A 25,852-nucleotide genomic window follows, 5' to 3' on the forward strand; every position below is an offset into this window, starting at 1 on the left:
GTCAGCCGAGAGTCCCTGGCAGATCGATTTGAGCGTCCAGCAGGGCCATAAACGCCCGTGCAGCATTCGACAGCGTCCGTTCGGTGTGCAGGATATAGCCTAGCTGGCGACTGAGCTGTATGCCCGGTAAAGGTATGCGCGCCACCTGTTCATCGAGCATGGTGCGTGGCAAAACGCTCCAGGCCAGGCCGATCGACACCATCATCTTGATGGTTTCCAGGTAGTTAGTGCTCATGGCGATGTTTGGTGTCAGCCCCTGTGCCTCGAACAGGCGTTGGACAATATGGTGGGTAAACGTGTTGCCGCCGGGGAAAACCGCCGGATGACCGGCAATGTCCGCCAATGTGACAGCGCCGTTGCTGATCAATGTGTGTTCCGGGGCGACCACGAAATCCAGCGGGTCATCCCAGACCGGCGTGGCTTTGACCAGTGTGTGCGGCTCTGGCGCCAGGGTGATCACCGCCAGCTCCGCTCGGCCGTGGAGAATTTCCTCGTAGGCCACTTCCGAATCAAGGAACTGAATATCCAGCGCAACCTGTGGGTAACGGCGGGTGTATTCCCTTAATAAGGGCGGCAAACGGTGCAGGCCGATGTGGTGACTGGTGGCCAGTGTCAGACGGCCGGTCACTTCACCGGTCAGGTTGGTCAGGGCGCGGCGGGTGTCATCGAGCACGTTGAGAATCTGATAAGCCCGTGGCAGCAAGGCCCGGCCGGCCTCGGTCAGGCCCACTTCACGGCCCAGTCGGTCGAACAGCCGCACATTTAGTTGCTGCTCCAGCCCGGCGATGCGTTTGCTGATCGCCGGTTGCGTCAGGTGCAGGCGTTCACCGGCGCCGGAGAAGCTTCCGGACTCGGCGATGGCGATAAAAGCATTGAGGTTGGCCAGATCCATGTTCGTATTCCAGTTGGTTATCCAAAGCATAAAAAATATGAATTTGAGTTATTCAATCTAACCCCATAGGATCGGCCTCACAAGCCAAAGGGTTATTGATAAGCCCAGGGCATAGAAACAAGCTGATGAGGAAACGTCTGATGGCCGGCAAAACGCTCTATGACAAGCTCTGGGATTCGCATTTGGTCAAGCAGCGCGACGATGGCTCCGCGCTGATCTACATCGATCGTCACATCATCCATGAAGTGACCTCGCCGCAAGCCTTTGAAGGCCTGCGTCTGGCCGGGCGCAAGCCATGGCGCATCGATGCCAACATCGCGACCCCGGACCACAACGTACCGACCACCCCGGAGCGCAAAGGCGGCATCGCTGCGATTGCCGACCAGGTCTCGCGTTTGCAGGTTCAGACCCTCGACGACAACTGCGATGAATACGGCATCGTTGAATTCAAGATGAACGACGTCCGCCAAGGCATCGTCCACGTGATCAGCCCGGAGCAGGGCGCGACCTTGCCGGGCATGACCGTGGTCTGCGGCGACTCGCACACCTCGACCCACGGCGCCTTCGGCGCATTGGCTCACGGTATCGGCACTTCCGAGGTCGAGCACGTGCTCGCCACCCAGTGCCTGGTCGCCAAGAAAATGAAGAACATGCTGGTTCGCGTCGAAGGCCAATTGCCGTTCGGCGTGACCGCCAAGGACATCGTCCTCGCCGTGATCGGCAAGATCGGCACCGCCGGCGGTAACGGCCACGCCATCGAATTCGCCGGCAGCGCCATCCGCGACTTGTCTGTTGAAGGCCGCATGACCATCTGCAACATGTCCATCGAAGCCGGCGCCCGTGTGGGTCTGGTGGCGGCGGATCAAAAGACTGTGGATTACGTCAAGGGTCGTCCGTTCGCACCGAAAGGCGCCGAGTGGGATCTGGCCGTCGAATCCTGGAAAGACCTGGTGTCCGACGCCGACGCGCATTTCGACACCGTGGTCGAGCTCGACGCCGCGCAGATCAAACCGCAAGTCAGCTGGGGCACTTCGCCGGAAATGGTGTTGGCCGTTGATCAGAACGTGCCGGACCCGGCTAAAGAGATGGATCTGGTCAAGCGCGACTCGATCGTCCGCGCCTTGAAATACATGGGTCTGACCGCCAATCAGGCGATCACCGACATTCAGCTCGACCGCGTATTCATCGGCTCCTGCACCAACTCGCGCATCGAAGATTTGCGTGCGGCAGCGGTGATCGCCAAGGGCCGCAAGGTTGCTTCGACCATCAAGCAGGCCATCGTGGTGCCGGGCTCGGGTCTGGTGAAGGCTCAAGCCGAAGCCGAAGGTCTGGACAAGATCTTCCTTGAAGCCGGTTTCGAATGGCGCGAGCCGGGTTGCTCGATGTGCCTGGCGATGAACCCGGACCGTTTGGAGTCCGGCGAGCATTGCGCCTCGACGTCCAACCGTAACTTCGAAGGCCGTCAGGGCGCCGGTGGCCGTACCCACCTCGTCAGCCCGGCCATGGCCGCTGCGGCGGCGGTGAACGGTCGTTTCATCGACGTTCGTGAATTGATCTGAGGAGCGCAGCATGAAAGCTTTTACCCAGCACACTGGCCTTGTCGCACCTCTGGATCGTGCCAACGTCGACACCGACCAGATCATCCCGAAGCAGTTTCTGAAGTCGATCAAACGCACCGGTTTCGGCCCGAACCTGTTCGACGAGTGGCGTTATCTTGATGTGGGGCAGCCATATCAGGACAACTCCAAGCGCCCGCTGAACAAGGAATTCGTGCTCAACGCCGAGCGTTATCAAGGCGCCAGCGTATTGCTGGCCCGCGAGAACTTCGGTTGCGGCTCCAGCCGTGAACACGCGCCCTGGGCGCTGGAAGAGTACGGTTTCCGCAGCATCATCGCACCGAGCTATGCCGACATCTTCTTCAACAACAGCTTCAAGAACGGCTTGCTGCCGATCATCTTGAGCGACGCCGAAGTCGACGAACTGTTCAAGCAGGTCGAGGCCGCGCCGGGCTATCAGTTGCAGGTTGATCTTCACGAACAGACCGTGACCAGCCCGAATGGCAAGGTGTATCGCTTCGAGATCGATGCGTTCCGCAAGCACTGCCTGCTCAACGGTCTGGACGACATCGGCCTGACCTTGCAGGACGGCGACGCGATTGCCGCGTTCGAAGCCAAGCATCGTGCGAGCCAGCCGTGGTTGTTCCGCGACGCTTGAGATTGATGTAGTCAGGGCTGGCCCCATCGCGGGCAAGCCCGCTCCCACAAGTTTTGTGAACGCTGCAATGACTGTGGGAGCTGGCTTGCCAGCGATGAGGCCGGCAAAGGCAGCGCAAGACTTGACCCAGAAAAGGAAGTACTCATGACCAGCACCGCCCAGCACAGTCAGGTTGTACAAAAGCAATTCGGTGAACAGGCCGCCGCCTACCTGAGCAGCGCCGTTCACGCTCAAGGCACTGAATTTGCGCTGCTACAGGCTGAACTGGCGGGGCAGGGCGAGGCTCGGGTGCTGGACTTGGGTTGCGGCGCCGGGCACGTGAGTTTTCACGTCGCTTCGCTGGTAAAGGAAGTGGTGGCCTACGACCTGTCGCAGCAGATGCTCGACGTGGTCGCCGCCGCTGCGGTCGATCGCGGTCTGAATAACGTGTCTACGGTCAACGGTGCCGCTGAGCGTCTGCCGTTCGCCGATGGCGAGTTCGATTTCGTGTTCAGCCGTTACTCGGCGCATCACTGGAGTGACCTCGGCCTGGCCCTGCGCGAAGTGCGTCGGGTGCTGAAACCGGGTGGCGTGGCGGCGTTCATCGATGTGCTGTCGCCGGGCAGTCCGCTGTTCGACACCTATTTGCAGAGTGTCGAAGTGCTGCGCGACACCAGCCATGTACGCGATTATTCTGCCGGAGAGTGGCTGCGCCAGGTCAGCGAGGCCGGTCTGCACACCCGCAGCACCACGCGTCAGCGCCTGCGTCTGGAGTACAACAGCTGGGTCGAGCGCATGCGCACACCCGAAGTGATGCGCGCAGCGATCCGCCAGTTGCAGCAATCGATGGGCAACGAAGTGCGCGAATATTTTGAGATTGAGGCCGATGGTTCGTTCAGTACAGATGTACTGGTGCTCTGGGCTGAAAAGTAATCTTGGAACGATAAGAATTTTTCCGGGCGCGCCAGTCGATGGCGCACCGACTGAAGACACGAGGAAAGCATGAGCAAGCAGATTCTGATTCTCCCAGGCGACGGTATTGGTCCGGAAATCATGGCCGAAGCGGTCAAGGTGCTGGAGCTGGCCAACGACAAGTACAGCCTGGGCTTCGAGCTGAGCCATGACGTGATCGGTGGCGCGGCCATCGACAAACACGGCGTGCCGCTGGCCGACGAGACCCTCGACCGTGCCCGCGCAGCCGACGCCGTACTGCTGGGCGCCGTGGGCGGCCCGAAATGGGACACCATCGAGCGTGACATCCGCCCTGAGCGCGGTCTGCTGAAAATCCGTGCGCAACTGGGCCTGTTCGGCAACCTGCGTCCGGCGATCCTGTACCCGCAACTGGCTGACGCATCGAGCCTGAAGCCGGAAATCGTTGCCGGCCTGGACATCCTGATCGTCCGTGAGCTGACCGGCGGCATCTACTTCGGCGCGCCGCGCGGCACTCGCACCCTGGAAAACGGCGAGCGCCAGTCCTACGACACGCTGCCGTACAGCGAAAGCGAAATCCGCCGCATCGCCCGTGTCGGTTTCGACATGGCCCGCGTGCGTGGCAAGAAGCTGTGCTCGGTGGACAAGGCCAACGTGCTGGCCTCCAGCCAACTGTGGCGTGAAGTGGTCGAGCAGGTCGCCAAGGATTACCCGGACGTCGAACTGAGCCACATGTACGTCGACAACGCCGCCATGCAACTGGTGCGTGCACCGAAGCAGTTCGACGTGATCGTCACCGACAACCTGTTCGGCGACATCCTGTCCGACGAAGCGTCGATGCTCACCGGCTCCATCGGCATGCTGCCGTCGGCCTCGCTGGACGCCAACAACAAGGGCATGTACGAGCCTTGCCACGGTTCGGCACCGGACATCGCGGGCAAAGGCATCGCCAACCCGCTGGCGACCATTCTGTCGGTGTCGATGATGCTGCGTTACAGCTTCAATCTGCAGGACGCGGCCGATGCCATCGAGAAAGCGGTCAGCGTGGTGCTGGATCAAGGTCTGCGCACCGGCGACATCTTTTCGAACGGTTGCACTAAAGTCGGTACGCAGGAAATGGGTGACGCAGTAGTCGCCGCGCTGCGGAATCTGTAATCTCTCGGGCCCGCTGCGAAATTCAAGACAAAGCAGCGGCCCACTTTTCAAGAAGGTGTAGTTGCGATGAAACGTGTAGGTCTGATCGGTTGGCGCGGCATGGTCGGTTCCGTGCTCATGCAGCGGATGCTGGAAGAGCAGGATTTCGATCTTATCGAGCCGGTGTTTTTCACCACTTCCAACGTCGGTGGCCAAGGCCCGTCCGTGGGCAAGGACATTGCTCCGCTCAAGGACGCTTACAGCATTGATGAGCTGAAGACCCTCGACGTGATCCTGACCTGCCAGGGCGGCGACTACACCAGCGAAGTGTTCCCGAAGCTGCGCGAAGCCGGCTGGCAGGGTTACTGGATCGACGCGGCCTCGAGCCTGCGGATGAACGATGACGCAGTCATCATCCTCGATCCGGTCAACCGCAAGGTCATCGACCAGCAGCTCGACGCGGGCACCAAGAACTACATCGGCGGCAACTGCACCGTCAGCCTGATGCTGATGGGCCTGGGCGGTCTGTTCGAGGCCGGTCTGGTCGAGTGGATGAGCGCCATGACCTATCAGGCGGCGTCCGGTGCCGGCGCGCAGAACATGCGTGAACTGATCAAGCAGATGGGCGCGACCCACGCGGCTGTCGCCGATCAACTGGCCGATCCTGCCAGCGCGATCCTCGATATCGACCGTCGTGTGGCCGAAGCCATGCGCAGCGACGCGTACCCGACCGAAAACTTCGGCGTACCGCTGGCCGGCAGCCTGATCCCGTGGATCGACAAAGAGCTGCCGAATGGCCAGAGCCGCGAAGAGTGGAAGGCCCAGGCAGAGACCAACAAGATCCTCGGTCGCTTCAAGAGCCCGATCCCGGTTGACGGCATCTGCGTGCGCATCGGCGCCATGCGTTGCCACAGCCAGGCGCTGACCATCAAGCTGAACAAAGACGTGCCGATCGCCGACATCGAAGGGCTGATCAGCCAGCACAACCCTTGGGTCAAACTGGTGCCTAACCAGCGCGAAGTCAGCATCCAGGAGCTGAGCCCGACGAAAGTCACCGGTACCCTGAATGTGCCAGTGGGTCGTCTGCGCAAGCTGAACATGGGCACCCAGTATCTGGGCGCCTTCACCGTTGGCGACCAACTGCTGTGGGGTGCGGCCGAACCGCTGCGTCGCATGCTGCGAATCTTGCTTGAACGTTGATCGCTTGAAGCAATGAAAGAACCCGCGCCTTGAAAGAGGCGCGGGTTTTTTTTGCCTGCATGGCGGCCACCCGGTAAAGTGCCGCTCCCCCCGTTTCGCCAGAGGTAGCACCATGAGCCAGACCATTGATATTGCCGTGATCGGCGCCACCGGTACTGTCGGCGAAACCCTTGTACAGATTCTCGAAGAGCGCGACTTCCCGGTCGGCACGTTGCACCTGTTGGCCAGCAGCGAATCCGCCGGCAGTTCGGTGCTGTATCGCAACAAGAACGTGCGCGTGCGTGAGGTCGACGAGTTTGATTTCAGCAAGGTCAAGCTTGTGTTCTTCGCCGCCGGCCCGGCGATCACCCTGAGTTACGCCGCCCGGGCTCACGCGGCGGGTTGCTCGCTGGTCGATCTGTCCGGCGCATTGCCGGCGGATCAGGCGCCGCAAGTGGTGCCGGAAGCCAATGCCGAGGTGCTGGCCGGTTTGAAAATGCCGTTCCAGGTCAGCAGCCCGAGCCCATCGGCCACGACGCTGGCCGTGGTGTTGGCACCGCTGCTTGATCTGGTCGAGCTGCAATACGTGCATGTCACCGCCAATCTGGCGGTCTCCGCTCAAGGCCGCGAAGCCGTTACCGAGCTGGCTCGCCAGACCGCCGAGTTGCTGAACATGCGTCCGCTGGAGCCGACATTCTTCGACCGCCAGATGGCGTTCAACTTGCTGGCCCAGGTCGGTACACCTGACGCTCAAGGCCACACGCTGCTGGAAAAACGTCTGGTGCGCGAGTTGCGTCAGGTGCTGGCCAAGCCTTTATTAAAGATTTCCGCAACTTGCGTTCAAGCCCCGGTGTTTTTTGGCGATAGCTTTAGCGTGACCTTGCAGTCAGCGAGCGCGGTCGACCTGGCAAAGGTCAATGCTGCGCTTGAAGCCGCTGACGGCATCGAGCTCGTCGAAGCTGGCGATTATCCGACCGCCGTCGGTGACGCGGTGGGGCAGGACGTGGTCTATGTCGGGCGGGTTCGCGCCGGTGTCGACGAGCCGTCGGAACTTAATCTGTGGCTGACGTCAGATAACGTACGCAAAGGTGCGGCCCTCAACGCGGTGCAAGTGGCCGAGTTGTTGATAAAAGGCCTGCTGTAAAAGATACTTGGCAACAATTTGTCGACTGATTCTAGGCGGGCGCTATGCTTGGCCAGATCGCTTGATGACGTAACACCCTCCGGGACTTTCCGGGGCATCACAGAAATGATCGCGCGCGGCATGCTGTCGTCGTCGCGCGCAATGCCTTACGGCAGCGAAATTCAACATCTTCTCGCTGGCCGAGGAACGTTCAAACAAAGGAAGAGGCTATGGTTCAAGTTCGCAAACTGGTGTTAGCAATAGCGGCCGCCTCGGCGCTGTCCTCCGGTATGGCGCATGCCCTCGGGCTCGGGGAGCTGACCCTGAAGTCGACCCTGAACCAGCCGCTGGTGGCGGAAATCGAGCTGCTCGATGTCAAGGATCTGACCGCTGCCGAAGTGGTGCCGAGCCTGGCCTCGCCGGAAGATTTCGCCAAGGCCGGCGTCGATCGCCAAGCCTTCCTCAATGATCTGACTTTCACACCGGTGCTCAACGCCAGCGGCAAAAGCGTGCTGCGCATTACCTCGAGCAAGCCGCTGTCAGAACCGATGGTGAAATTCCTCGTGCAGGTGATGTGGCCGAACGGCCGACTGCTGCGCGATTACAGCGTGCTGCTGGATCCGTCGAAGTTCTCGCCACAGACCGCCGATGCCGCTGCGCAACCGGCGCCGACGCAAACCATCACCGCGCCGACCACCGGCGCAACGCATTCGACCCACACCACCACGCCACGCGACACCCTGTGGGAAATCGCAGCGAAGGCGCGCACCGGCGGTTCGGTCCAGCAGACCATGCTGGCGATCCAGGCTCTGAACCCGGATGCGTTCATCGGCGGCAACATCAACCGCTTGAAAACCGGTCAGGTTTTGCGCCTGCCGGATGACGTGCAAAGCACCGCGCTGCCGCAATCGAAAGCGATTGCCGAAGTGGCGGCGCAGAACGAAGCCTGGCGTCAGGGGCGTCGTTATGTGGCGAAGCCGGGCACCGGTCAGCAGCAGCTCGATGCGACCAATCGTGGCCGCGCCAACACCGGTCCTGCCAAGAATGCCAAGGACAACCTGAGCCTGGTTTCCGCTGAAGGTGCCAAGGGCCGCGGCAAGGGCCCGGCGGGCGATGCCAAGGCCTTGAGCAACAAACTGGCGGTAACCCAGGAAAGCCTCGACACGACCCGTCGTGACAATGCAGAACTGAAAAGTCGCATGACCGATCTGCAAAGTCAGCTGGACAAGTTGCAACGCCTGATCGAGCTGAAGAACAACCAGCTGGCGAAAATGCAGGCCGAAGGTTCTGCCACTGCGCCAGCCGCAACGCCAGCCGCGCCAGCGGTTGCGCCGGTTCCAGCGATCACCGCAGAACTGGCTGCAACGCCACCGGCCACTCCGGCAGACGCTGCACCCGCCACACCTGCGCCGGAAGCCGTTGCTCCGACGCCAGTTGAGCCGGTGGTCGAGCCGAAACCTGCTGCCGATGACGAGAAAACCTTTAACGAACTGCTGACCAATCCAGTCCTGCTGGGTCTGGTCGGTGGCGGTGCGGTGGTTCTGTTGCTCCTGCTGTTGCTGTTGGCTCGCCGCCGCAAGGCTCAGCAGGAAGCCGACAAGCACCTGCGCATGGCTCGGGCGCTGGAGGAGCAATCGTTCGCGCCTGAACTCGATCTGCCGGAAAGCAGCTTCGAAGGCCTGGAAGTGCCGGCCGCCAGCGTCAAGCTCACACCGGCACCGGCACCGGCACCGGCACCGGCACCGGCACCTGCTCCAGCGCCTGTTGCTGCTGCGGTGGTGACTCCGGTCGTGATGGCCGAGCCGATCGCCGCGCCGTTGGTGGCCCCGGCGGCTGAGCGTTCCGACGACGTACTGGACAAGGCGCAGTCGCACATCGACGGTGGTCGCCTGAATCAAGCCGCAGCGTTGCTGGAGGAGGGCGTGAGTCTGGAGCCGCAGCGCAGTGACCTGCGTCTGAAACTGATGGACGTCTACGGTCGCCAGGGTGATCGCGATGCCTTTGTCGGTCAGGAGCGTCAACTGGTCGCCAACGGCGATAACTTCGCCAAGGTCGAAGAGCTGAAAAGCCGCTTCCCGGCCATGGCTGCCGTCGTAGCGAGCGGCCTGGCCGCTGCTGCCATTGCTGCTGAACTGGACGCGGAATACGTCAAGGATCTGCTGCTCGACGAGCCTGAAGTACCTGAAGCACCAGTTGCTGCGGAAGACGATCTGGACAGCGCTTTCGACCTGAGCCTGGATGATCTCGACAACATCACACCGGTGGAACCTGTTGCGCCCGTGGCGGCTGTCGAGCCTGAAGCGCCGGTCGAGCTGGATGAGTTCCCGGCGGATGACGACCTGAGCTTCGAGTCGGTTCTGCAACAGCAGACCGAGATCAAGGAAAACCTCGACGATCTGTCTGATTTCGACCTGGATCTGGATCTCGGTGCTGATCCTGCGCCTGTGCCGGTTGAATTGGCTGACGACGACTTCCTGCTGGATCTGGACGAGGGCGTTAAGGATCTGTCGTCTGTCGAGCCGCCGGTTGCCGTAGAGCCGCCACTGGACGATCTGGAGTTGCCAGCCGATTTCGACCTGTCCCTGGCCGATGAGATGGATGCGGCCCCGGCCGAGCCGGATGCGTTCGCTGCGGAGCTGGATGACGTCAACGCCGAACTGGATCGCCTGTCGGGCAGCATCAACGAGCCAAGCTTCACTGAGGCCGATGCAGCGCTGGGTGGTGATCTGAACGACGAGGACTTCGACTTCCTCGCGGGCACCGACGAAGCCGCTACCAAGCTCGACCTGGCTCAGGCCTACATCGACATGGGCGACAACGATGGCGCGCGCGACATCCTTAACGAAGTGTTGACCGAGGGTGACGACAAGCAGCGTGGCGAAGCGAAGGAAATGCTTTCGCACCTGGCCTGAGTCAGCGTTCAGCGGTAAATGAAACGGCAGCCCTTCGAGGCTGCCGTTTTTGTTTGGGTCTGGTTTCCCCGGTGCGCAGCCTTATAATGCCCGCCTTTGTAGATCAGCAGGCTGTCCCACCTTGGCAAACATAGATAACCCGGTCGCCGAAATGGCTCCCGAAGGCTTTTTTCGCGTCGCTCTGGGCGTTGAGTACAAGGGCTCGCGCTACAGCGGCTGGCAGCGCCAGTCCACAGGCGTGCTCACCGTGCAGGAAACCCTGGAAAAAGCCTTGTCGAAGGTCGCCAATTCGCCGATATCGCTGCAATGCGCCGGGCGTACCGATGCCGGTGTGCATGCCTGTGGGCAGGTCGTGCATTTCGACACCCAGGTCGATCGTTCGCTGAAGGCCTGGGTCATGGGCGCCAACATCAATCTGCCCCACGACATCAGCGTCAGTTGGGCGAAGGTCATGCCTGCGCACTTCCATGCGCGATTCAAGGCCATCGCCCGGCGCTACCGCTACGTGATCTACAACGATCAGATCCGTCCGGCGCATCTCAATGAAGAAATCACCTGGAACCACCGTCCTCTGGACGTGGAGCGCATGGCCGAAGCCGCGCAGTACCTGATCGGTACCCATGATTTCAGCGCGTTCCGTGCCGGCCAGTGCCAGGCCAAGTCGCCGATCAAGAAAATGCATCACCTGCGCGTGACCCGTCACGGCAAAATGATCGTGCTGGACATCCGCGCCAACGCTTTCCTGCATCACATGGTGCGCAACATCGCCGGGGTATTGATGACGATCGGTGCCGGCGAACGCTCGCCGGAGTGGATGAAGGAAGTGCTGGAGAGCCGCGAACGGCGCTCGGGCGGGGTCACGGCGCATCCGTTCGGGCTGTACCTGGTGCAGGTCGAGTACCACGACGAGTTCCCGTTGCCCGAGCGTTTCATCGGGCCACATTTCCTTACGGGTTTCTCGGAACTTGACGGCTGACGCCCTCGAATGCATTTGTTACCATCCGGGACTTTCCCGGATTTGCCTTGAGGTTTTTATCGACATGTCGGCCGTTCGCAGCAAGATTTGCGGGATTACCCGCATAGAAGATGCGTTGGCAGCCGTCGAGGCCGGGGCCGATGCCATAGGGTTTGTGTTCTACGCCAAGAGTCCACGGGCGGTAACCGTTCAGCAGGCGCGGGCGATCATCGCCGCATTGCCGCCGTTCGTGACCACGGTCGGGCTGTTCGTCAATGCCAGTCGCTGCGAGCTCGGGGAAATCCTCGATGCCGTGCCACTGGATCTGTTGCAATTTCACGGCGATGAAACCGCCACCGACTGCGAAGGCTGGCACCGGCCGTACATCAAGGCCCTGCGGGTCAAGGCTGGCGACGACATCGCCGCCGCCTGCGATGCCTACCCGAGCGCCAGTGGCGTGCTGCTCGATACTTATGTTGAAGGCGTGCCCGGTGGAACCGGCGAGGCGTTCGACTGGTCATTGATTCCCAAGGGTTTGAGTAAACCGCTGATTCTGGCCGGTGGTCTGACACCGGAGAATGTCGCCGACGCGGTCGCCCGGGTGCGGCCGTATGCGGTGGATGTCAGTGGCGGGGTAGAGGCGAGCAAGGGCATCAAGGATCACGCAAAGATTCGGGCGTTCATCAACGCCGTACGTTGATGTGACGGCTGGCAGACTGCCGCCGTCCACAGCTCTGTACAAAAGAGGCTGAGGGTCTTTTCGGGTTGTACGCAGGTCAGTTCCGCTGACCCGGCAGTCCGGACGATCATCGCCACACATGAATTTAGCTGAAGGGCATACGCGGGGCCGCGAACCAGAGCGTTCGGGCCGCCGGTACTGGAGAAAGAAAGCATGAGCAACTGGTTGGTAGACAAGCTGATCCCTTCGATCATGCGTTCCGAGGTCAAGAAGAGCTCGGTGCCTGAAGGTCTGTGGCACAAATGCCCGTCCTGCGAGGCTGTGCTGTATCGTCCGGAGCTGGAAAAGACCCTGGACGTTTGCCCTAAATGCAACCACCACATGCGCATCGGCGCACGTGCACGCATCGACATTTTCCTGGATGCCGAAGGCCGTGCCGAACTGGGCGCTGACCTGGAGCCGGTTGACCGTCTGAAATTCCGCGACGGCAAGAAATACAAGGATCGTCTGGTCGCTGCCCAGAAGCAGACCGGCGAGAAAGACGCACTGATTTCCATGAGCGGTACCCTGCTGGGCATGCCGGTGGTGGTTTCGGCATTCGAATTCAGCTTCATGGGCGGTTCCATGGGCGCCATCGTCGGTGAGCGCTTCGTGCGCGCCGCCAATTACGCACTGGAAAACCGCTGCCCGATGATCTGCTTCGCCGCCTCCGGTGGCGCGCGGATGCAGGAAGCCCTGATCTCGCTGATGCAGATGGCCAAGACGTCGGCTGTGCTGGCGCGTCTGCGTGAAGAAGGCATTCCATTCATCTCCGTGCTGACCGACCCGGTCTACGGCGGCGTTTCCGCCAGTCTGGCGATGCTGGGCGACGTGATCGTCGGTGAGCCGAAAGCCCTGATCGGCTTCGCCGGTCCGCGCGTGATCGAGCAGACCGTTCGCGAAAAACTGCCGGAAGGCTTCCAGCGCAGCGAGTTCCTGCTGGAGCACGGTGCAATCGACCTGATCATCGACCGTCGCGAGCTGCGTCCGCGTCTGGGCAACCTGCTGGCGCAACTGACCGGCAAGCCGACGCCGACCTTCGTTGCCGCGCCGATTGAGCCGATCGTCGTTCCGCCGGTGCCTGCCAACGTATGACCGAGCGCACCCTTGGCGAGTGGCTCGCCTACCTTGAGCAGTTGCATCCATCGGCCATCGACATGGGGCTGGAGCGTTCGCAACAGGTAGCGTCCCGCATGGGGCTGGGCCAGCCGGCGCCTCGGGTGATCACGGTCACCGGCACCAACGGCAAGGGTTCTACCTGCGCTTTCGTGGCTTCGTTGCTGCGGGCGCAGGGCCTGAGCGTTGGTGTCTACAATTCCCCACACCTGCTGCGTTATAACGAGCGGGTGCAGCTCAATGGCGTCGAAGCCACTGATGCACAGCTGTGTGAAGCCTTCGCGGCGGTCGAGGCCGGGCGGGGCGAGACTTCCCTGACTTACTTCGAAATGGGCACCCTGGCGGCGTTCTGGCTGTTTCAACAGGCCGGGCTCGATGCGGTGGTGCTTGAAGTCGGTCTGGGCGGGCGTCTGGACACGGTCAACGTGGTCGATGCCGACATTGCGCTGGTCACCAGCATCGGTGTCGATCATGCCGACTACCTGGGCAATACCCGCGAATCCGTGGCCTTCGAGAAGGCCGGGATTTTTCGTCAGGGCAAACCTGCACTGTGCGGCGATCTGAATCCTCCGCAACCCCTGCTGGACAAGGCGCGCGAGCTTGCTTGTCCGTTCTTCCTGCGTGGGCGTGATTTCGATCTCGGCATCACGGATCAATTCTGGCAGTGGCGCGGTATTGATGCTGAAGGTCAGGTCGTCGAGCTGCGTGATTTGCCGCTGCTCGACCTGCCGATGGAAAACGCTGCGCTGGCGTTGCAGGCTTATCTGCTGCTCGGGTTGCCGTGGGAGGCCGGGCAGATTGTTGCGGCCTTGCAGGCGACTCGTGTGGTCGGTCGGCTTGATCGCCGTTCGTTCGAGTGGAACGGCAAGCGCCTGAACCTGTTGCTGGATGTTGGTCATAACCCGCATGCGGCGGAGTATCTGGCTCGGCGTCTGGCTGCTCGTCCACCGGTCGGCAAGCGCCTGGCGGTGTTCGGCCTGTTGGCGGACAAGGACCTGGACGGCGTGGTCGGTGAATTGAATGCCAGCGTCCAGCATTGGGCGGTGGCGCCGCTGGATTCGCCGCGTGCGCGTCCGGTGGCTGAATTGAATCAGGCATTGCAGAACCTTGGCGCGTCGGTCACGTCTTATGACAGCGTGGCGGCCGCTCTGGAAGGGCAGTGCGCAGTGGCCACCAGCGACGACGAGATCTTGCTGTTCGGATCATTTTATTGTGTCGCCGAGGCCCTGGAATGGTTGTCTCGGCGCTCCACGGAGGAAGCGGCAAATGGCTTTGCTGGATAAGGCGTACAAGCAACGCATGGTCGGGGCCTTGGTGCTGATAGCGCTGGCAGTGATTTTCCTGCCGATGCTGTTTTCCCGTCAGGATGAACAGCGTCAGGTGACTGTCGAGGCGCCTGCTGCACCGCAGGCGCCCGCCGTGGCGCAGATCCAGATGGAGACGGTCGCCGTGCCTGAACCGCAGGTTCTGCCGCAAGAACCGGTGCCGAGTGATTACGAAGTTGCCGAGCAAACTGCACCTACGGCGCCGACTGCGCCTGCAGCTCCGGCTCCTGTGCCAGTAACCAAACCGGTTGCGGCTGCTCCGGCGCCTGCTCCCGTGGCCAAGCCTGCCGCAGCTCCAGCCCAGCCGATCGCCGCGCTTTCTGCCAAGCCGGATACCACTCAGAGTCGCGTCGACGCCAATGGCCTGTCGGTGAGCTGGTCGGTGCAGTTGGCCAGTCTGTCGAGTCGCGCCAGCGCCGAGAGCCTGCAGAAAACCCTGCGCAGTCAGGGCTACAACGCTTATATCCGCTCCGCCGATGGCAAAAATCGGGTGTTCGTCGGTCCGCTGATTGAGCGCGCTGAAGCCGATCGTTTGCGCGATCTGCTGGGCCGGCAACAGAACCTCAAGGGGTTTGTGGTGCGCTTCCAGCCTGAACGTGGCTGAAAACTATCACCTCGATTGAAATGCACTGACATTCGCAGCTTACCGACAGCCCTGCGCTCTGCTAAAATGCGCCGCCTTATCCGTCTGTAGGCTGCACTGTGCCATTTACCTGGGTTGACTGGGCGATCGTTGCAATCATCGCCATCTCCGCATTGATCAGTTTGAGCCGCGGCTTCGTCAAAGAAGCATTGTCGCTGGTGACCTGGATCATCGCAGGAGCTGTTGCCTGGATGTTCGGTGGCTCACTGTCCGAGTACCTCGCCGGATACATTCAAACTCCGTCAGCTCGTGTGATCACGGGCTGTGCCATCATGTTTGTCGCCACACTGATCGTGGGCGCAATGATCAATTATCTTATCGGCGAGTTGGTTCGCGTCACCGGGTTGTCCGGGACCGATCGATTCCTCGGCATGGCCTTCGGCGCTGCGCGTGGCGTATTGCTGGTGGTCGTGGCGGTCGGGCTGTTGAGCCTGGGGCCGGTACAGCAGGACGGGTGGTGGAAAGAATCACAGCTCGTGCCAAAGTTTCTATTGGTCGCAGACTGGTCCAAGAACCTGATTCTCGGGTGGAGCAGTCAGTGGCTTGCCAGCGGAATCAGCGTACCCGCTGATATTCCGTTCAAGGAGCAACTCTTGCCGTCGGCCAAAACGCCTCAGTGAGTGTTGTTCAGTTCAGATCCATTAAGTAGGGGTTGCGTCGCATGTGTGGCATCGTCGGTATCGTCGGTAAGTCGAACGTCAATCAGGCGCTGTATGACGCGCTAACCGTGCTCCAGCACCGCGGCCAGGACGCTGCCGGTATCGTGACCAGCCATGATGGCCGGTTGTTCTTGCGCAAGGACAATGGCCTGGTGCGTGACGTGTTTCAACAGCGTCACATGCAGCGCCTGGTCGGCCACATGGGTATCGGCCATGTCCGTTACCCGACTGCCGGCAGCTCGACGTCGGCCGAAGCTCAGCCGTTCTATGTCAACTCGCCGTACGGCATCACCCTGGCGCACAACGGCAACCTGACCAACGTTGAACAGTTGGCCAAAGAGATTTACGAATCCGACCTGCGTCACGTCAATACCAGTTCCGACTCGGAAGTGCTGCTTAACGTGTTCGCCCACGAGCTGGCCCAGCGCGGCAAGCTGCAACCGACCGAAGAAGACGTGTTTGCCGCCGTGACCGACGTGCACAACCGTTGCGTCGGTGGTTACGCCGTCGTGGCGATGGTGACCGGTTACGGCATCGTCGGTTTCCGTGACCCGCACGGCATCCGCCCGATCGTGTTCGGCCAGCGTCACACCGACGAAGGCGTCGAGTACATGATCGCCTCCGAAAGCGTTTCGCTGGACGTGCTCGGTTTCACTCTGATCCGCGACCTGGCACCGGGCGAAGCGGTCTACATCACTGAAGACGGCAAGCTGCACACCCGTCAGTGCGCGACCAACCCGTCCCTGACCCCGTGCATCTTCGAACACGTCTATCTGGCGCGTCCGGATTCGATCATCGACGGCGTGTCGGTCTACAAGGCCCGTCTGCGCATGGGTGAGAAACTGGCCGAGAAGATCCTGCGCGAGCGTCCGGAGCACGACATCGACGTGGTCATTCCGATTCCGGACACCAGCCGCACTGCCGCGCTGGAGCTTGCCAACCACCTGGGCGTGAAATTCCGCGAAGGCTTCGTCAAGAACCGTTACATCGGCCGTACCTTCATCATGCCTGGCCAAGCCGCGCGCAAGAAATCGGTACGCCAGAAGCTCAACGCCATCGAGCTGGAATTCCGCGGCAAGAACGTGATGCTGGTGGATGACTCGATCGTTCGCGGCACGACCTGCAAGCAGATTATCCAGATGGCCCGCGAAGCCGGCGCGAAAAACGTCTACTTCTGTTCGGCCGCTCCGGCTGTTCGCTTCCCGAACGTGTACGGCATCGACATGCCGAGCGCTCACGAGCTGATCGCGCACAATCGTTCGACTCAGGATGTCGCTGACCTGATCGGCGCTGACTGGCTGATCTATCAGGACCTGCCTGACTTGATCGAAGCGGTCGGTGGCGGCAAGATCAAGATCGAAAACTTCGATTGCGCGGTGTTTGACGGCAAGTACGTCACCGGCGACGTCGACGAGGCTTACCTGAACAAGATCGAACAGGCACGCAACGATGCCTCGAAGGTCAAGACCCAGGCGGTCAGTGCGATCATCGATCTGTACAACAACTGAGTTTCAACCGGCCCTTAGGGGCCGGTTTTGTATCTGGCAAAAGACTTTTATTTATCGAGAACAGGGCAAGGAGTGACAGCATGAGTCAGGAATGGGATGCCGGTCGGCTGGACAGCGACCTTGAAGGCGTAGCGTTCGATACCCTGGCCGTACGTGCCGGTCAGCACCGTACGCCGGAAGGCGAGCATGGTGATCCGATGTTCTTCACTTCCAGCTACGTGTTCCGTACCGCCGCCGACGCCGCTGCGCGGTTTGCCGGGGAAGTGCCGGGCAACGTTTACTCGCGTTACACCAATCCGACCGTTCGCGCCTTCGAAGAGCGCATTGCCGCGCTGGAAAGCGCCGAGCAAGCGGTGGCCACGGCGACTGGCATGGCCGCGATCATGGCGGTGGTGATGAGTCTGTGCAGTGCTGGCGATCATGTGCTGGTGTCGCGCAGTGTGTTCGGTTCGACCATCAGCCTGTTCGAGAAGTACTTCAAGCGATTCGGCGTGGAAGTCGATTATGTACCGCTGGCCGATCTGTCGGCCTGGGATGCGGCGATCAAGTCGAACACCAAATTGCTGTTTGTCGAATCGCCGTCCAACCCGTTGGCTGAGCTGGTGGATATCACCGCGCTGTCGGAGATTGCGCACGCCAAGGGCGCGATGCTGGTGGTCGACAACTGCTTCTGCACGCCTGCGCTGCAACAGCCGCTGAAGCTCGGTGCAGACATCGTTGTGCATTCGGCCACCAAGTTCATCGATGGCCAGGGTCGTTGCATGGGCGGCGTGGTTGCCGGTCGCAGCGAGCAGATGAAGGAAATCGTCGGCTTCCTGCGTACCGCCGGGCCAACCCTGAGCCCGTTCAACGCCTGGATCTTCCTCAAAGGTCTGGAAACCCTGAACCTGCGGATGAAGGCGCACTGTGCCAATGCCCAGCAACTGGCCGAGTGGCTGGAGCAACAGGACGGCATCGAGAAGGTGCATTACGCCGGTCTCAAGAGCCATCCGCAGCACGAATTGGCCCAGCGTCAGCAGAAGGGTTTTGGTGCTGTAGTCAGCTTCGAGGTGAAGGGTGGCAAAGAGGGTGCGTGGCGTTTCATCGATGCGACCCGTTTGATCTCGATCACCGCCAACCTGGGTGACAGCAAAACCACCATCACTCATCCAAGCACCACGTCCCACGGCCGTCTGGCGCCGCAGGAGCGTGAGGCGGCGGGGATTCGTGACAGCCTGATCCGCATTGCGGTCGGCCTGGAAGACGTCGCTGACCTGCAAGCCGATCTGGCGCGCGGTCTGGCGGCGTTGTGATCGAGTTGTCCACTCCGAAGACAGGCACCCATGGCCGCGTTGCGCTAGTCACGGGTGCCGCTCGCGGAATCGGTCTGGGGATCGCGGCGTGGCTGATCAGTGAAGGCTGGCAAGTCGTGCTGAGTGATCTGGATCGTGCGCGCGGCTCGAAAGTGGCGAAGGTGCTGGGTGAGAACGCCTGGTTCATTGCTATGGACGTGGCGGATGAGGGGCAGGTGGCGCTCGGCGTCGCGGAAGTGCTGGGGCAATTTGGTCGTCTGGATGCGTTGGTGTGTAACGCGGCGGTGGCCGATCCGCACAACATCACTCTGGAAAGCCTGGATCTGGCCTACTGGAATCGGGTGTTGGCGGTGAATCTCAGCGGGCCGATGTTGCTGGCCAAGCATTGTGCGCCGTATCTGCGTGCGCACAACGGGGCGATCGTCAATCTGGCCTCAACTCGTGCGGCGCAGTCGGAACCTGATACCGAAGCCTATGCGGCGAGCAAGGGCGGCTTGCTGGCGTTGACTCATGCATTGGCGATCAGCCTCGGGCCGGAGATTCGCGTCAATGCGGTCAGTCCGGGCTGGATCGACGCGCGGGATCCTTCTGCGCGCCGCGCCGAGCCGCTGACCGATATCGACCATGCCCAGCACCCGGCGGGCAGGGTAGGGACGGTCGAGGACGTGGCGGCGATGGTGGCCTGGTTGCTGTCGAAGAATGCCGGGTTTGTAACGGGGCAGGAATTCGTGGTCGACGGCGGTATGACCAAGAAGATGATCTACTCGGAATGACATGTTTTTGTCTTTTTGAGAAAAACTTCAATCCTGCTATTGACTTAGGTTCGCTACCTGCGTAAATTTCGCGGCCTCGGAGATGCAAACGGGTGATTAGCTCAGCTGGGAGAGCGTCTGCCTTACAAGCAGAATGTCGGCGGTTCGATCCCGTCATCACCCACCACTCCCCGAGAAACTTGCGAAAGCAAGAGGTAGGCTGAAAGTGCCTCCACCGACGCGCAGCGGTAGTTCAGTCGGTTAGAATACCGGCCTGTCACGCCGGGGGTCGCGGGTTCGAGTCCCGTCCGCTGCGCCATATTTAACGAGTCAGACACTGTCTGGTTCGCGATTGAAAAGCACCGAAGCTTTCCAGTCAAACGAGTTACTTGAGCGCAAGCTCAAAGCGATACGCAGCGGTAGTTCAGTCGGTTAGAATACCGGCCTGTCACGCCGGGGGTCGCGGGTTCGAGTCCCGTCCGCTGCGCCATATCTGTTTCAAGGACCACTGAACGCCTTGGAACACCGAAAGCAACCGTTGGTTGGTTCGGAATCGATAGCAAAGACCCTGGTCGAAAGACCGGGGTTTTTTGTGTCTGAAATTTGACCTTTCCCAAATTCCTCCTCTGCTGTGCAGCGACGAACGCGAGCTGCGGCTCGTTCGATGCCGCCGGACAATCCCCCTGCGTCTTTGGGTCACTGCGATGCAATGCCGCATTGATTTTTGATTCTTTAGTCAGATTTTTGTAACTGGTTGTTTGCTGCGAGCGCAGAAACCTTTAAAGTTAACCTTTCGGTCAGCTTTGCACTGTCATCATGCCCTTTGTTTAGCCAAAAAGGGCTTCTGCAAGACTCGAGATTCCCAGTAGATAACCAGAAGGGCGGATCCATAACCGCCCAGAGGATGATCCATGTCCAACCGTGAAATATCCCGGCGCTCGTTCCTTCAGGGCGGGCTGGTGGCGGGTGTGAGCGTTACGCTCACGCCGCTCAGCAGTCAGGCGCTGGCTGCCTTGATGGAAAATAGCGTGACCGTGCCGTCCGAGCAGTGGCTCGGCAACAACGGCAAGGCACGTCAGCGTAACGATGCCTTGTCCAAGGTCTGCGGCAGCAAGGTGTTTGCCCGCGACATCCGTTCCAAGGACATGCCGGGCTGGCCGCAGCAGCAAGGCCACGCCATGTTGCTGAAAACCATCAAGGCCGACCGAATCTACGATGGCTACGACCTGTCGTGGCTCGGCGCCGATCTGCAGCCTGATCGCATCGTCACCGCTGCCGACCTGGACAAGGACGGCATCGTGTTCCCGGAAGAGCACGCCCCGGATCCTCTGCTGCCGGAAGGCAAAGTGCCGATGTTCATCGGTCACCCAGTCGCGATCCTGATCTGGAACGATTTCGAGCGTTTCCGTCAGGCCAAGAACAAACTCAAATTCAATGACAAAGCGATTCGTTACGGTGCGCAAGTACCGTTCTACGAAGGCGATCCCTATGGCAGTTTCCGCTACGTGCGCGTCGGCGGCCCGACCTCGGCAGATGAAGACGAATTCGCCAGCCTCAAGGACTCGATCCTGTTCCCGATGCTGAAAAACCGTCGCCCGGTGTGGAATTCCCAACCGAACCTGCACGGTAACCTGACCGAACGCGGCCTGTTCTACGCCGACCGCATGAAGAAAGAGATCGACACGCCGCCGGACAACTGGCTGGTGTTCGACGAGCGCTACAAAACGCCGTCGATCGAGCCCGCCGCGATGGAGCCGGACAACGGCAACGGCTGGTACGACCCTACGACCAAGACGCTGCATTTTGTCGTCGCTACTCAGTGCCCGCTGGAAGCGGCAACCGAGACCGCGAAGATGATCTCGCCGTCGCGCTTCGGCCTGGCCAACTTGAACATGCACCCGGGCTACACCGTCGGTTACGGTTCCAAGGACCACAACATTTTCGTCTACTACGCAGCCTTGGCAGCGTTGTACGGCGCAGGTGTGCCGATTCGCCTGGCCAACGACCGCTACGAGCAGTTCCAGAGCGGCATCAAGCGCCACCCGTTCGACATCCGCTACCAGTTGGCGGTGGACAAGACCGATCACAGCTTCAAGATTTTCCGCGCCGAAATGAGCGTCGATGGTGGCGGTCGGATCAACTACAGCCCGTCGGTGGCCGCCGTTGGCGCCACTGCGGCGCAGTCGATCTACTACATGCCGCAAAACGACCTGCAAGTTACCGCTTACCACTCCCGTGGAGTTGAGGCTGGTTCGATGCGCGGCTACGGCACGTTGCAGAGCATGGCTTCCACCGAAATGATGGTCGACGAAATCGCCGACCGCCTCGGTGTCGATGCGATCGATCTGCGTCGCAAGAATGCGCTGCGTTCCGGGATGAAAAACACCCAGGGCGCGATTCCGGCCGGTGCGTTGCGCCTGCACGAGATCCTCGACAAGGCTTCACTGCACGAAGTCTGGAAAAACCGCGACGCGATAAAGAAACAGCGCGAAGCGGCGGATCCGGACAACTGGTACGGCGTCGGTTTCGCCATTTGCCAGAAAGACTTCGGCACCGGTTCCGAGGCGCCGATGGCCAGCATCGAATTCACCGCTGACGGGCGCATTTCCTTGCGTCATATCGGTATTGAGATCGGCACCGGCATGTCCACCTCGCAAGCTTTGGTGGTGGCTGACTTCCTCGGCAGCCCGGCTCACGACGTGAAGACCGGCGAGACAGAATGGAAGGAAATGCAGCTGGTTACTGCCGGCAACCCTTACATCATGAGCCAGGCCGAACAGGACAATTTCCTGCGTAACCCGCGCTGGGTCGGCAAGCTGGCATCGGCTTCGTCCGCGACCAACTCCGCCTACTACTTCAGCCACGCCACCCGTGAAGCGGCACGCGTGCTGTTCAATCACGGTCTGTGGCCGGCGGCACTGGAAATCTGGCGTCAGGGCCCGTACGGCGGCCAGGCCAACCCCTACGTGGTGCGTCGCGAAGATGCGCATTGGGTCGACGGCAAACTGACCGCCAACGGCATGCAGCCGCTGAGCTTTGAAGAGTTGGCCAAACGCGCCCACGAGCGCGGTCTGGTTACCGCCGCCACGGTCCATGGTTTCAACCGCTGGAGCTGGGCAGAAGCCGAATACAGCATCGACGGCGTGCGCGAGCGTCTGCCGCTCGACGGTCTGGCCGTGAAGTACGGCGACGGCGCTCCGAAAGCCAAGAAAGCGCAGATGACCAGCGACGGTTTCCATCTGCTGGATCGGCAGAACATCGCCTATCCGGTGGTTCAACTGAACAACGCCGCCGTGACTTACTACAGCCCGGTGGCGACGCTGGTCGAGTTGAAGGTCAACAAAGGTTCGGCAGAAGTCGAAGTGCTCAACCATCACTCGTGGCTGGAGTGCGGTCGGGTGCTAGTCGAGGAATTGGTTCGTGGCCAGCTCGAAGGCGGTATCGCCATGGGCATCGGTCACGCCTTGATGGAAGAAATGCCGCTGTACGAAGGCGGGCCGGGGGAGGGTGACTGGAACTTCAACCGTTATCGCCTGCCGATGGCGCGCCATGTGGCGGTGTGGAAGCAGACGTCGGAAATCCTGCCACCGCTGTCGCCAAGCGACCCGTCCAAAGGCATCGCCGAAGTGGTGATGATCCCGGTGGTCGGCGCCATCGGTAACGCCGTGGCGCACGCCATCGGTAAACGTGTTCGCGATCTTCCAATCACTGCTGCGCGCATCAAGGAGGCCCTCAATGGCTAACCGTCCGCTTCAACTGACCCTCAACGGTCAAACCGTCGGCCCGGTGGACATCCCTGATGACCTGCCGATGATCGACTACCTGCACGAATACAAGAATCTGACCGGTTCGCGCCTGGGCTGCGGCCAGGGCATCTGCCACGCCTGCGTGGTGATCGTCGACAACCAGGACGGCACCAGCGAAGAAGTGCGCACCTGCATCACTGGCGCGCATTACTTCGAGGGCAAGAAAGTCCGCACCATCGAAGGCCACGCCAAGCGTGACGAGCAAGGCCAGGTGACCGAGCTGAACCCGATCCAGCAGCGTTTCGTCGATGAATTTGCCTTTCAGTGCAGCTACTGCGCACCGGGTTTCGTCAATGCCGCGACCGTGCTGGTGGAAAAGCTGCAACGCCAGCCCATCGTCAAAAGCAAACTGGAACAAGTCATCGAGGACAGCCTCGGCCATCATGTCTGCCGTTGCACCGGGTACGTGCGTTACTACAACGCCACTCGCAACGTGCTGACCGATCTCGGCCTGGTCAAGGAGGGTTAAGCATGAAGCGATTACTGACCCGCCTGACCCTGGCGGTCGGGCTGGCTGCGCCTGTGTTGGCGGCGCATGCGGATGATCAGGTCAAGCGCGGCGAATACCTCGCCCGCGCGGCCGACTGCATGGCCTGCCACACGGCGCCCGGCGGTGCACCATTTGCCGGCGGTCTGCCGATCGTGTCGCCGTTCGGCACGATCTACGGCACCAACATCACCCCGAGCAAGGAGCACGGCATCGGTCTGTACAACGATGACGAGTTTTTCGCTGCGCTGACTGAAGGCAAGCGTCGTGATGGCGCCAACCTGTACCCGGCGATGCCGTACACCTCGTATCACTTGATGCCGCGTGCGGATTCGGATGCGATTCACGCGTACCTGAAAACCATCGAGCCAATCGAGCGCGCCGCACCAGTGACGAGCCTGAGCTTCCCGTTCAACGTGCGTCCGGGCCTGATGGGCTGGAACATGATGTACGGCAAAGCCTTGAAGCTGGAGCCTGCCGAAGGCAAAAGTGATGCCTGGAAGCGCGGCCAGTACATGGTCGAAGTGCTTGGTCACTGCGGCGAATGCCATACGCCACGCGGCCTGCCGGGCGCGATGCAGTTGGACAAGCGACTGACCGGAGGCATCCTCAACGGCTATCTGGCACCGAGCCTGCTGGCGACGGATCTGGCGGCGCGCGGCTGGAACCATCAGGATCTGAGCACGTTCCTCAAGCACGGCATGAGCGCCCAGGGCACGATGTTCAACGAGATGTTCCCGGTGTTCCACAACAGCACCCAGGGCCTGAATGATCCGGATCTGGCGGCGATGGCGACTTTCCTGCTCGGCGACAAGCCGCCAGCGGCGAAAGAGCTGACCGACGTGCCGGTGGAAAAACTCAGTGCCAGCGCTCAACGCGGCCGTCAGGAATACTTGAACGTCTGCGCTGGCTGTCACGCCGCCGGTGGCGAAGGCAAACCGCACATCGCGGTGGCCATGCGCGGCAACACCACGCTGCGTCTGGAAGATCCGCGCAATCTCGTTCGAGTGATCGAGGACGGCATCGGCGAACAGAAATTCGCCGGGTTCGAACACATGCAGCCGATGCCCGGTTTTGCCGACAAGCTCAGCGCTGAACAACTGACCGATCTGCTGAACTACCTGCGTCAGGGTTGGGGTGGTCAGTCTGCTGAATTGGCGGTGGGCGATGTGCAGAAGCTCAAGGTTGACGCCCCGTCCATCGAGCACAAGGCGCACTGATCATGCAGCATCTCGATCTGCAGGTTGTGCGGCGAGCACTGGAATGGTCGACGGCGGGGCAGCGCATCTGGCTCTGCACCGTGCTGACGACCTACGGCTCGGCGCCTCGCGCGCCAGGTTCGCTGCTGGCGGTGAACGACGTCGGGCAGTGGATCGGGTCGCTGTCCGGTGGTTGCGTCGAGGAAGATTTTCTCGAGCGCGTCGCTGAAGGTGCGTTTCTCGATGCGATCAATGTCGTGCGTTATGGCGAAGGTGACGATCCTCGTTCGCGGGTCAGCCTGCCGTGTGGTGGCATCCTCGATGTACTGGTAGAGAAATTTGACGCCGACTGCGATGTGCAGGCGCATCTGCGTGAGCTCGAATCAGCGTTGTTGGGTCAGCGCCGGTTGATTCGCGAGGTCGATCTAGCCACTGGCGCGCGCAGCGTGTTTGCAGATCGCGAGCAAGGTGCGCGGATCGAGCGTGAAATCGATCGGGTACGGATCCGCATCGGGGCTGCCCAGCGTTTGTTGCTGGCCGGCTATTCCAGCGTGGCGCAGGCGTGTGCGGAGTTCGCGGTCGGTCTCGGCTTCGAAGTGATTCTCTGCGACCCGCGTGACGAGGTGCTGGAGGGCGTGGTGCTCAATGGTGTGGAGATTCGCCGGCAACTGCCGTCGGTGTTCATCGCCGATGGCGGCTGTCACCGTGATACGGCGGTGGTGGCGTTGACCCACGATCCGCGTATCGACGATCTGGCGATGATGGAGGCCGTTCGCACCGAGGCTTTCTACATCGGTGTGATGGGCTCGCAGCAGACGTCGCAGAAGCGCTTCGAGCGTTTACGTCGGATTGGCGGCCTGGGGGAGGGCGAGCTGGCGCGGATCCATGCGCCGATCGGACTTAACCTCGGCAGCAAGACCCCATCGGAAATTGCCTTGGCGGTGCTGGCGGATATCCTGCGGATTCGCAGCGGGATTGCGCGGGATCAGCTGTAGTTCGTGCTGGATGTAAAAAGGGCCGCTTTTCAGC

21 protein-coding genes and 3 tRNA genes are annotated in these 25,852 nt (G+C 61.1%); 23 read left to right on the top strand and 1 reads right to left on the bottom strand.

Going from position 1 to position 25,852, the window contains the following annotated elements; translation table 11 throughout:
* Position 1 precedes the first annotated feature (1 nt).
* Complete coding sequence (locus JJN09_RS23520; RefSeq protein ID WP_085711996.1) at positions 2-892, bottom strand: LysR family transcriptional regulator; 891 nt, start codon at positions 890-892, stop codon at positions 2-4.
* Positions 893-1,032: 140 nt separating this feature from the next.
* Between JJN09_RS23520 and leuC the strand changes: the two genes are divergently transcribed.
* The 23 genes from leuC (at position 1,033) to JJN09_RS23635 (ending at position 25,818) form a co-directional block, all read left to right on the top strand.
* Entirely contained in the window at positions 1,033-2,451 is a 1,419-nt protein-coding gene (leuC, locus tag JJN09_RS23525) for a 3-isopropylmalate dehydratase large subunit (RefSeq protein ID WP_096821194.1), read from the top strand.
* Between the two features lie 10 nt (positions 2,452-2,461).
* Positions 2,462-3,106: a 3-isopropylmalate dehydratase small subunit gene (leuD, locus tag JJN09_RS23530; protein WP_249483981.1), complete on the top strand. Its 645-nt coding sequence runs from the start codon at positions 2,462-2,464 to the stop codon at positions 3,104-3,106.
* 144 nt (positions 3,107-3,250) lie between these two features.
* Positions 3,251-4,018 (top strand): class I SAM-dependent methyltransferase, encoded by a 768-nt coding sequence (locus tag JJN09_RS23535; protein WP_249483982.1) that lies wholly within the window; start codon positions 3,251-3,253, stop codon positions 4,016-4,018.
* A 69-nt stretch (positions 4,019-4,087) separates the two neighbouring features.
* On the top strand, positions 4,088-5,170 hold the full coding sequence (gene leuB, locus JJN09_RS23540; protein ID WP_249483983.1) for a 3-isopropylmalate dehydrogenase: 1,083 nt from the start codon (positions 4,088-4,090) through the stop codon (positions 5,168-5,170).
* Between the two features lie 66 nt (positions 5,171-5,236).
* On the top strand, positions 5,237-6,349 hold the full coding sequence (gene asd, locus JJN09_RS23545; RefSeq protein ID WP_249483984.1) for an aspartate-semialdehyde dehydrogenase: 1,113 nt from the start codon (positions 5,237-5,239) through the stop codon (positions 6,347-6,349).
* Between the two features lie 112 nt (positions 6,350-6,461).
* Complete coding sequence (locus JJN09_RS23550; protein ID WP_249483985.1) at positions 6,462-7,472, top strand: aspartate-semialdehyde dehydrogenase; 1,011 nt, start codon at positions 6,462-6,464, stop codon at positions 7,470-7,472.
* 209 nt (positions 7,473-7,681) lie between these two features.
* On the top strand, positions 7,682-10,363 hold the full coding sequence (locus tag JJN09_RS23555; RefSeq protein WP_249483986.1) for a FimV/HubP family polar landmark protein: 2,682 nt from the start codon (positions 7,682-7,684) through the stop codon (positions 10,361-10,363).
* A gap of 151 nt (positions 10,364-10,514) precedes the next feature.
* Positions 10,515-11,339: a tRNA pseudouridine(38-40) synthase TruA gene (truA, locus tag JJN09_RS23560; RefSeq protein WP_173861340.1), complete on the top strand. Its 825-nt coding sequence runs from the start codon at positions 10,515-10,517 to the stop codon at positions 11,337-11,339.
* A gap of 64 nt (positions 11,340-11,403) precedes the next feature.
* Positions 11,404-12,018: a phosphoribosylanthranilate isomerase gene (locus JJN09_RS23565; RefSeq protein ID WP_249483987.1), complete on the top strand. Its 615-nt coding sequence runs from the start codon at positions 11,404-11,406 to the stop codon at positions 12,016-12,018.
* 192 nt (positions 12,019-12,210) lie between these two features.
* Entirely contained in the window at positions 12,211-13,131 is a 921-nt protein-coding gene (gene accD / locus JJN09_RS23570; protein ID WP_249483988.1) for an acetyl-CoA carboxylase, carboxyltransferase subunit beta, read from the top strand.
* Positions 13,128-14,435, top strand: coding sequence for a bifunctional tetrahydrofolate synthase/dihydrofolate synthase (folC, locus tag JJN09_RS23575; RefSeq protein WP_249483989.1), 1,308 nt, complete (start codon positions 13,128-13,130; stop codon positions 14,433-14,435). The genes accD and folC overlap by 4 nt, the downstream gene beginning before the upstream one ends.
* Complete coding sequence (locus tag JJN09_RS23580) at positions 14,419-15,081, top strand: SPOR domain-containing protein (protein WP_249483990.1); 663 nt, start codon at positions 14,419-14,421, stop codon at positions 15,079-15,081. The genes folC and JJN09_RS23580 overlap by 17 nt, the downstream gene beginning before the upstream one ends.
* Before the next feature lie 98 nt (positions 15,082-15,179).
* Positions 15,180-15,740, top strand: a complete 561-nt coding sequence (locus tag JJN09_RS23585; RefSeq protein WP_007956464.1) for a CvpA family protein — start codon at positions 15,180-15,182, stop codon at positions 15,738-15,740.
* Positions 15,741-15,781: 41 nt separating this feature from the next.
* Positions 15,782-17,287, top strand: a complete 1,506-nt coding sequence (gene purF, locus JJN09_RS23590) for an amidophosphoribosyltransferase (RefSeq protein WP_007956466.1) — start codon at positions 15,782-15,784, stop codon at positions 17,285-17,287.
* A gap of 80 nt (positions 17,288-17,367) precedes the next feature.
* Positions 17,368-18,579 carry an O-succinylhomoserine sulfhydrylase gene (locus tag JJN09_RS23595; RefSeq protein ID WP_249483991.1) on the top strand — a complete coding sequence of 404 codons (1,212 nt, stop codon included), beginning with the start codon at positions 17,368-17,370 and terminating at the stop codon, positions 18,577-18,579.
* A complete protein-coding gene (locus JJN09_RS23600; RefSeq protein ID WP_249483992.1) occupies positions 18,576-19,352 on the top strand; it encodes an SDR family oxidoreductase in 777 nt (258 codons plus the stop codon). Before JJN09_RS23595 ends, JJN09_RS23600 begins: the two co-directional genes overlap by 4 nt.
* Before the next feature lie 90 nt (positions 19,353-19,442).
* A tRNA-Val gene (locus JJN09_RS23605) sits at positions 19,443-19,518 on the top strand.
* A 55-nt stretch (positions 19,519-19,573) separates the two neighbouring features.
* A tRNA-Asp gene (locus JJN09_RS23610) sits at positions 19,574-19,650 on the top strand.
* 94 nt (positions 19,651-19,744) lie between these two features.
* A tRNA-Asp gene (locus tag JJN09_RS23615) sits at positions 19,745-19,821 on the top strand.
* Positions 19,822-20,242: 421 nt separating this feature from the next.
* Positions 20,243-23,074: a xanthine dehydrogenase family protein molybdopterin-binding subunit gene (locus tag JJN09_RS23620; protein WP_249483993.1), complete on the top strand. Its 2,832-nt coding sequence runs from the start codon at positions 20,243-20,245 to the stop codon at positions 23,072-23,074.
* On the top strand, positions 23,067-23,606 hold the full coding sequence (locus JJN09_RS23625) for a (2Fe-2S)-binding protein (RefSeq protein WP_249483994.1): 540 nt from the start codon (positions 23,067-23,069) through the stop codon (positions 23,604-23,606). The genes JJN09_RS23620 and JJN09_RS23625 overlap by 8 nt, the downstream gene beginning before the upstream one ends.
* Before the next feature lie 2 nt (positions 23,607-23,608).
* On the top strand, positions 23,609-24,844 hold the full coding sequence (locus JJN09_RS23630; RefSeq protein ID WP_249483995.1) for a cytochrome c: 1,236 nt from the start codon (positions 23,609-23,611) through the stop codon (positions 24,842-24,844).
* Between the two features lie 2 nt (positions 24,845-24,846).
* Entirely contained in the window at positions 24,847-25,818 is a 972-nt protein-coding gene (locus JJN09_RS23635) for an XdhC family protein (protein ID WP_249483996.1), read from the top strand.
* Positions 25,819-25,852: the final 34 nt, after the last annotated feature.

Source organism: Pseudomonas sp. HS6, from assembly GCF_023375815.1.
In the GTDB taxonomy this organism is placed as follows: domain Bacteria; phylum Pseudomonadota; class Gammaproteobacteria; order Pseudomonadales; family Pseudomonadaceae; genus Aquipseudomonas.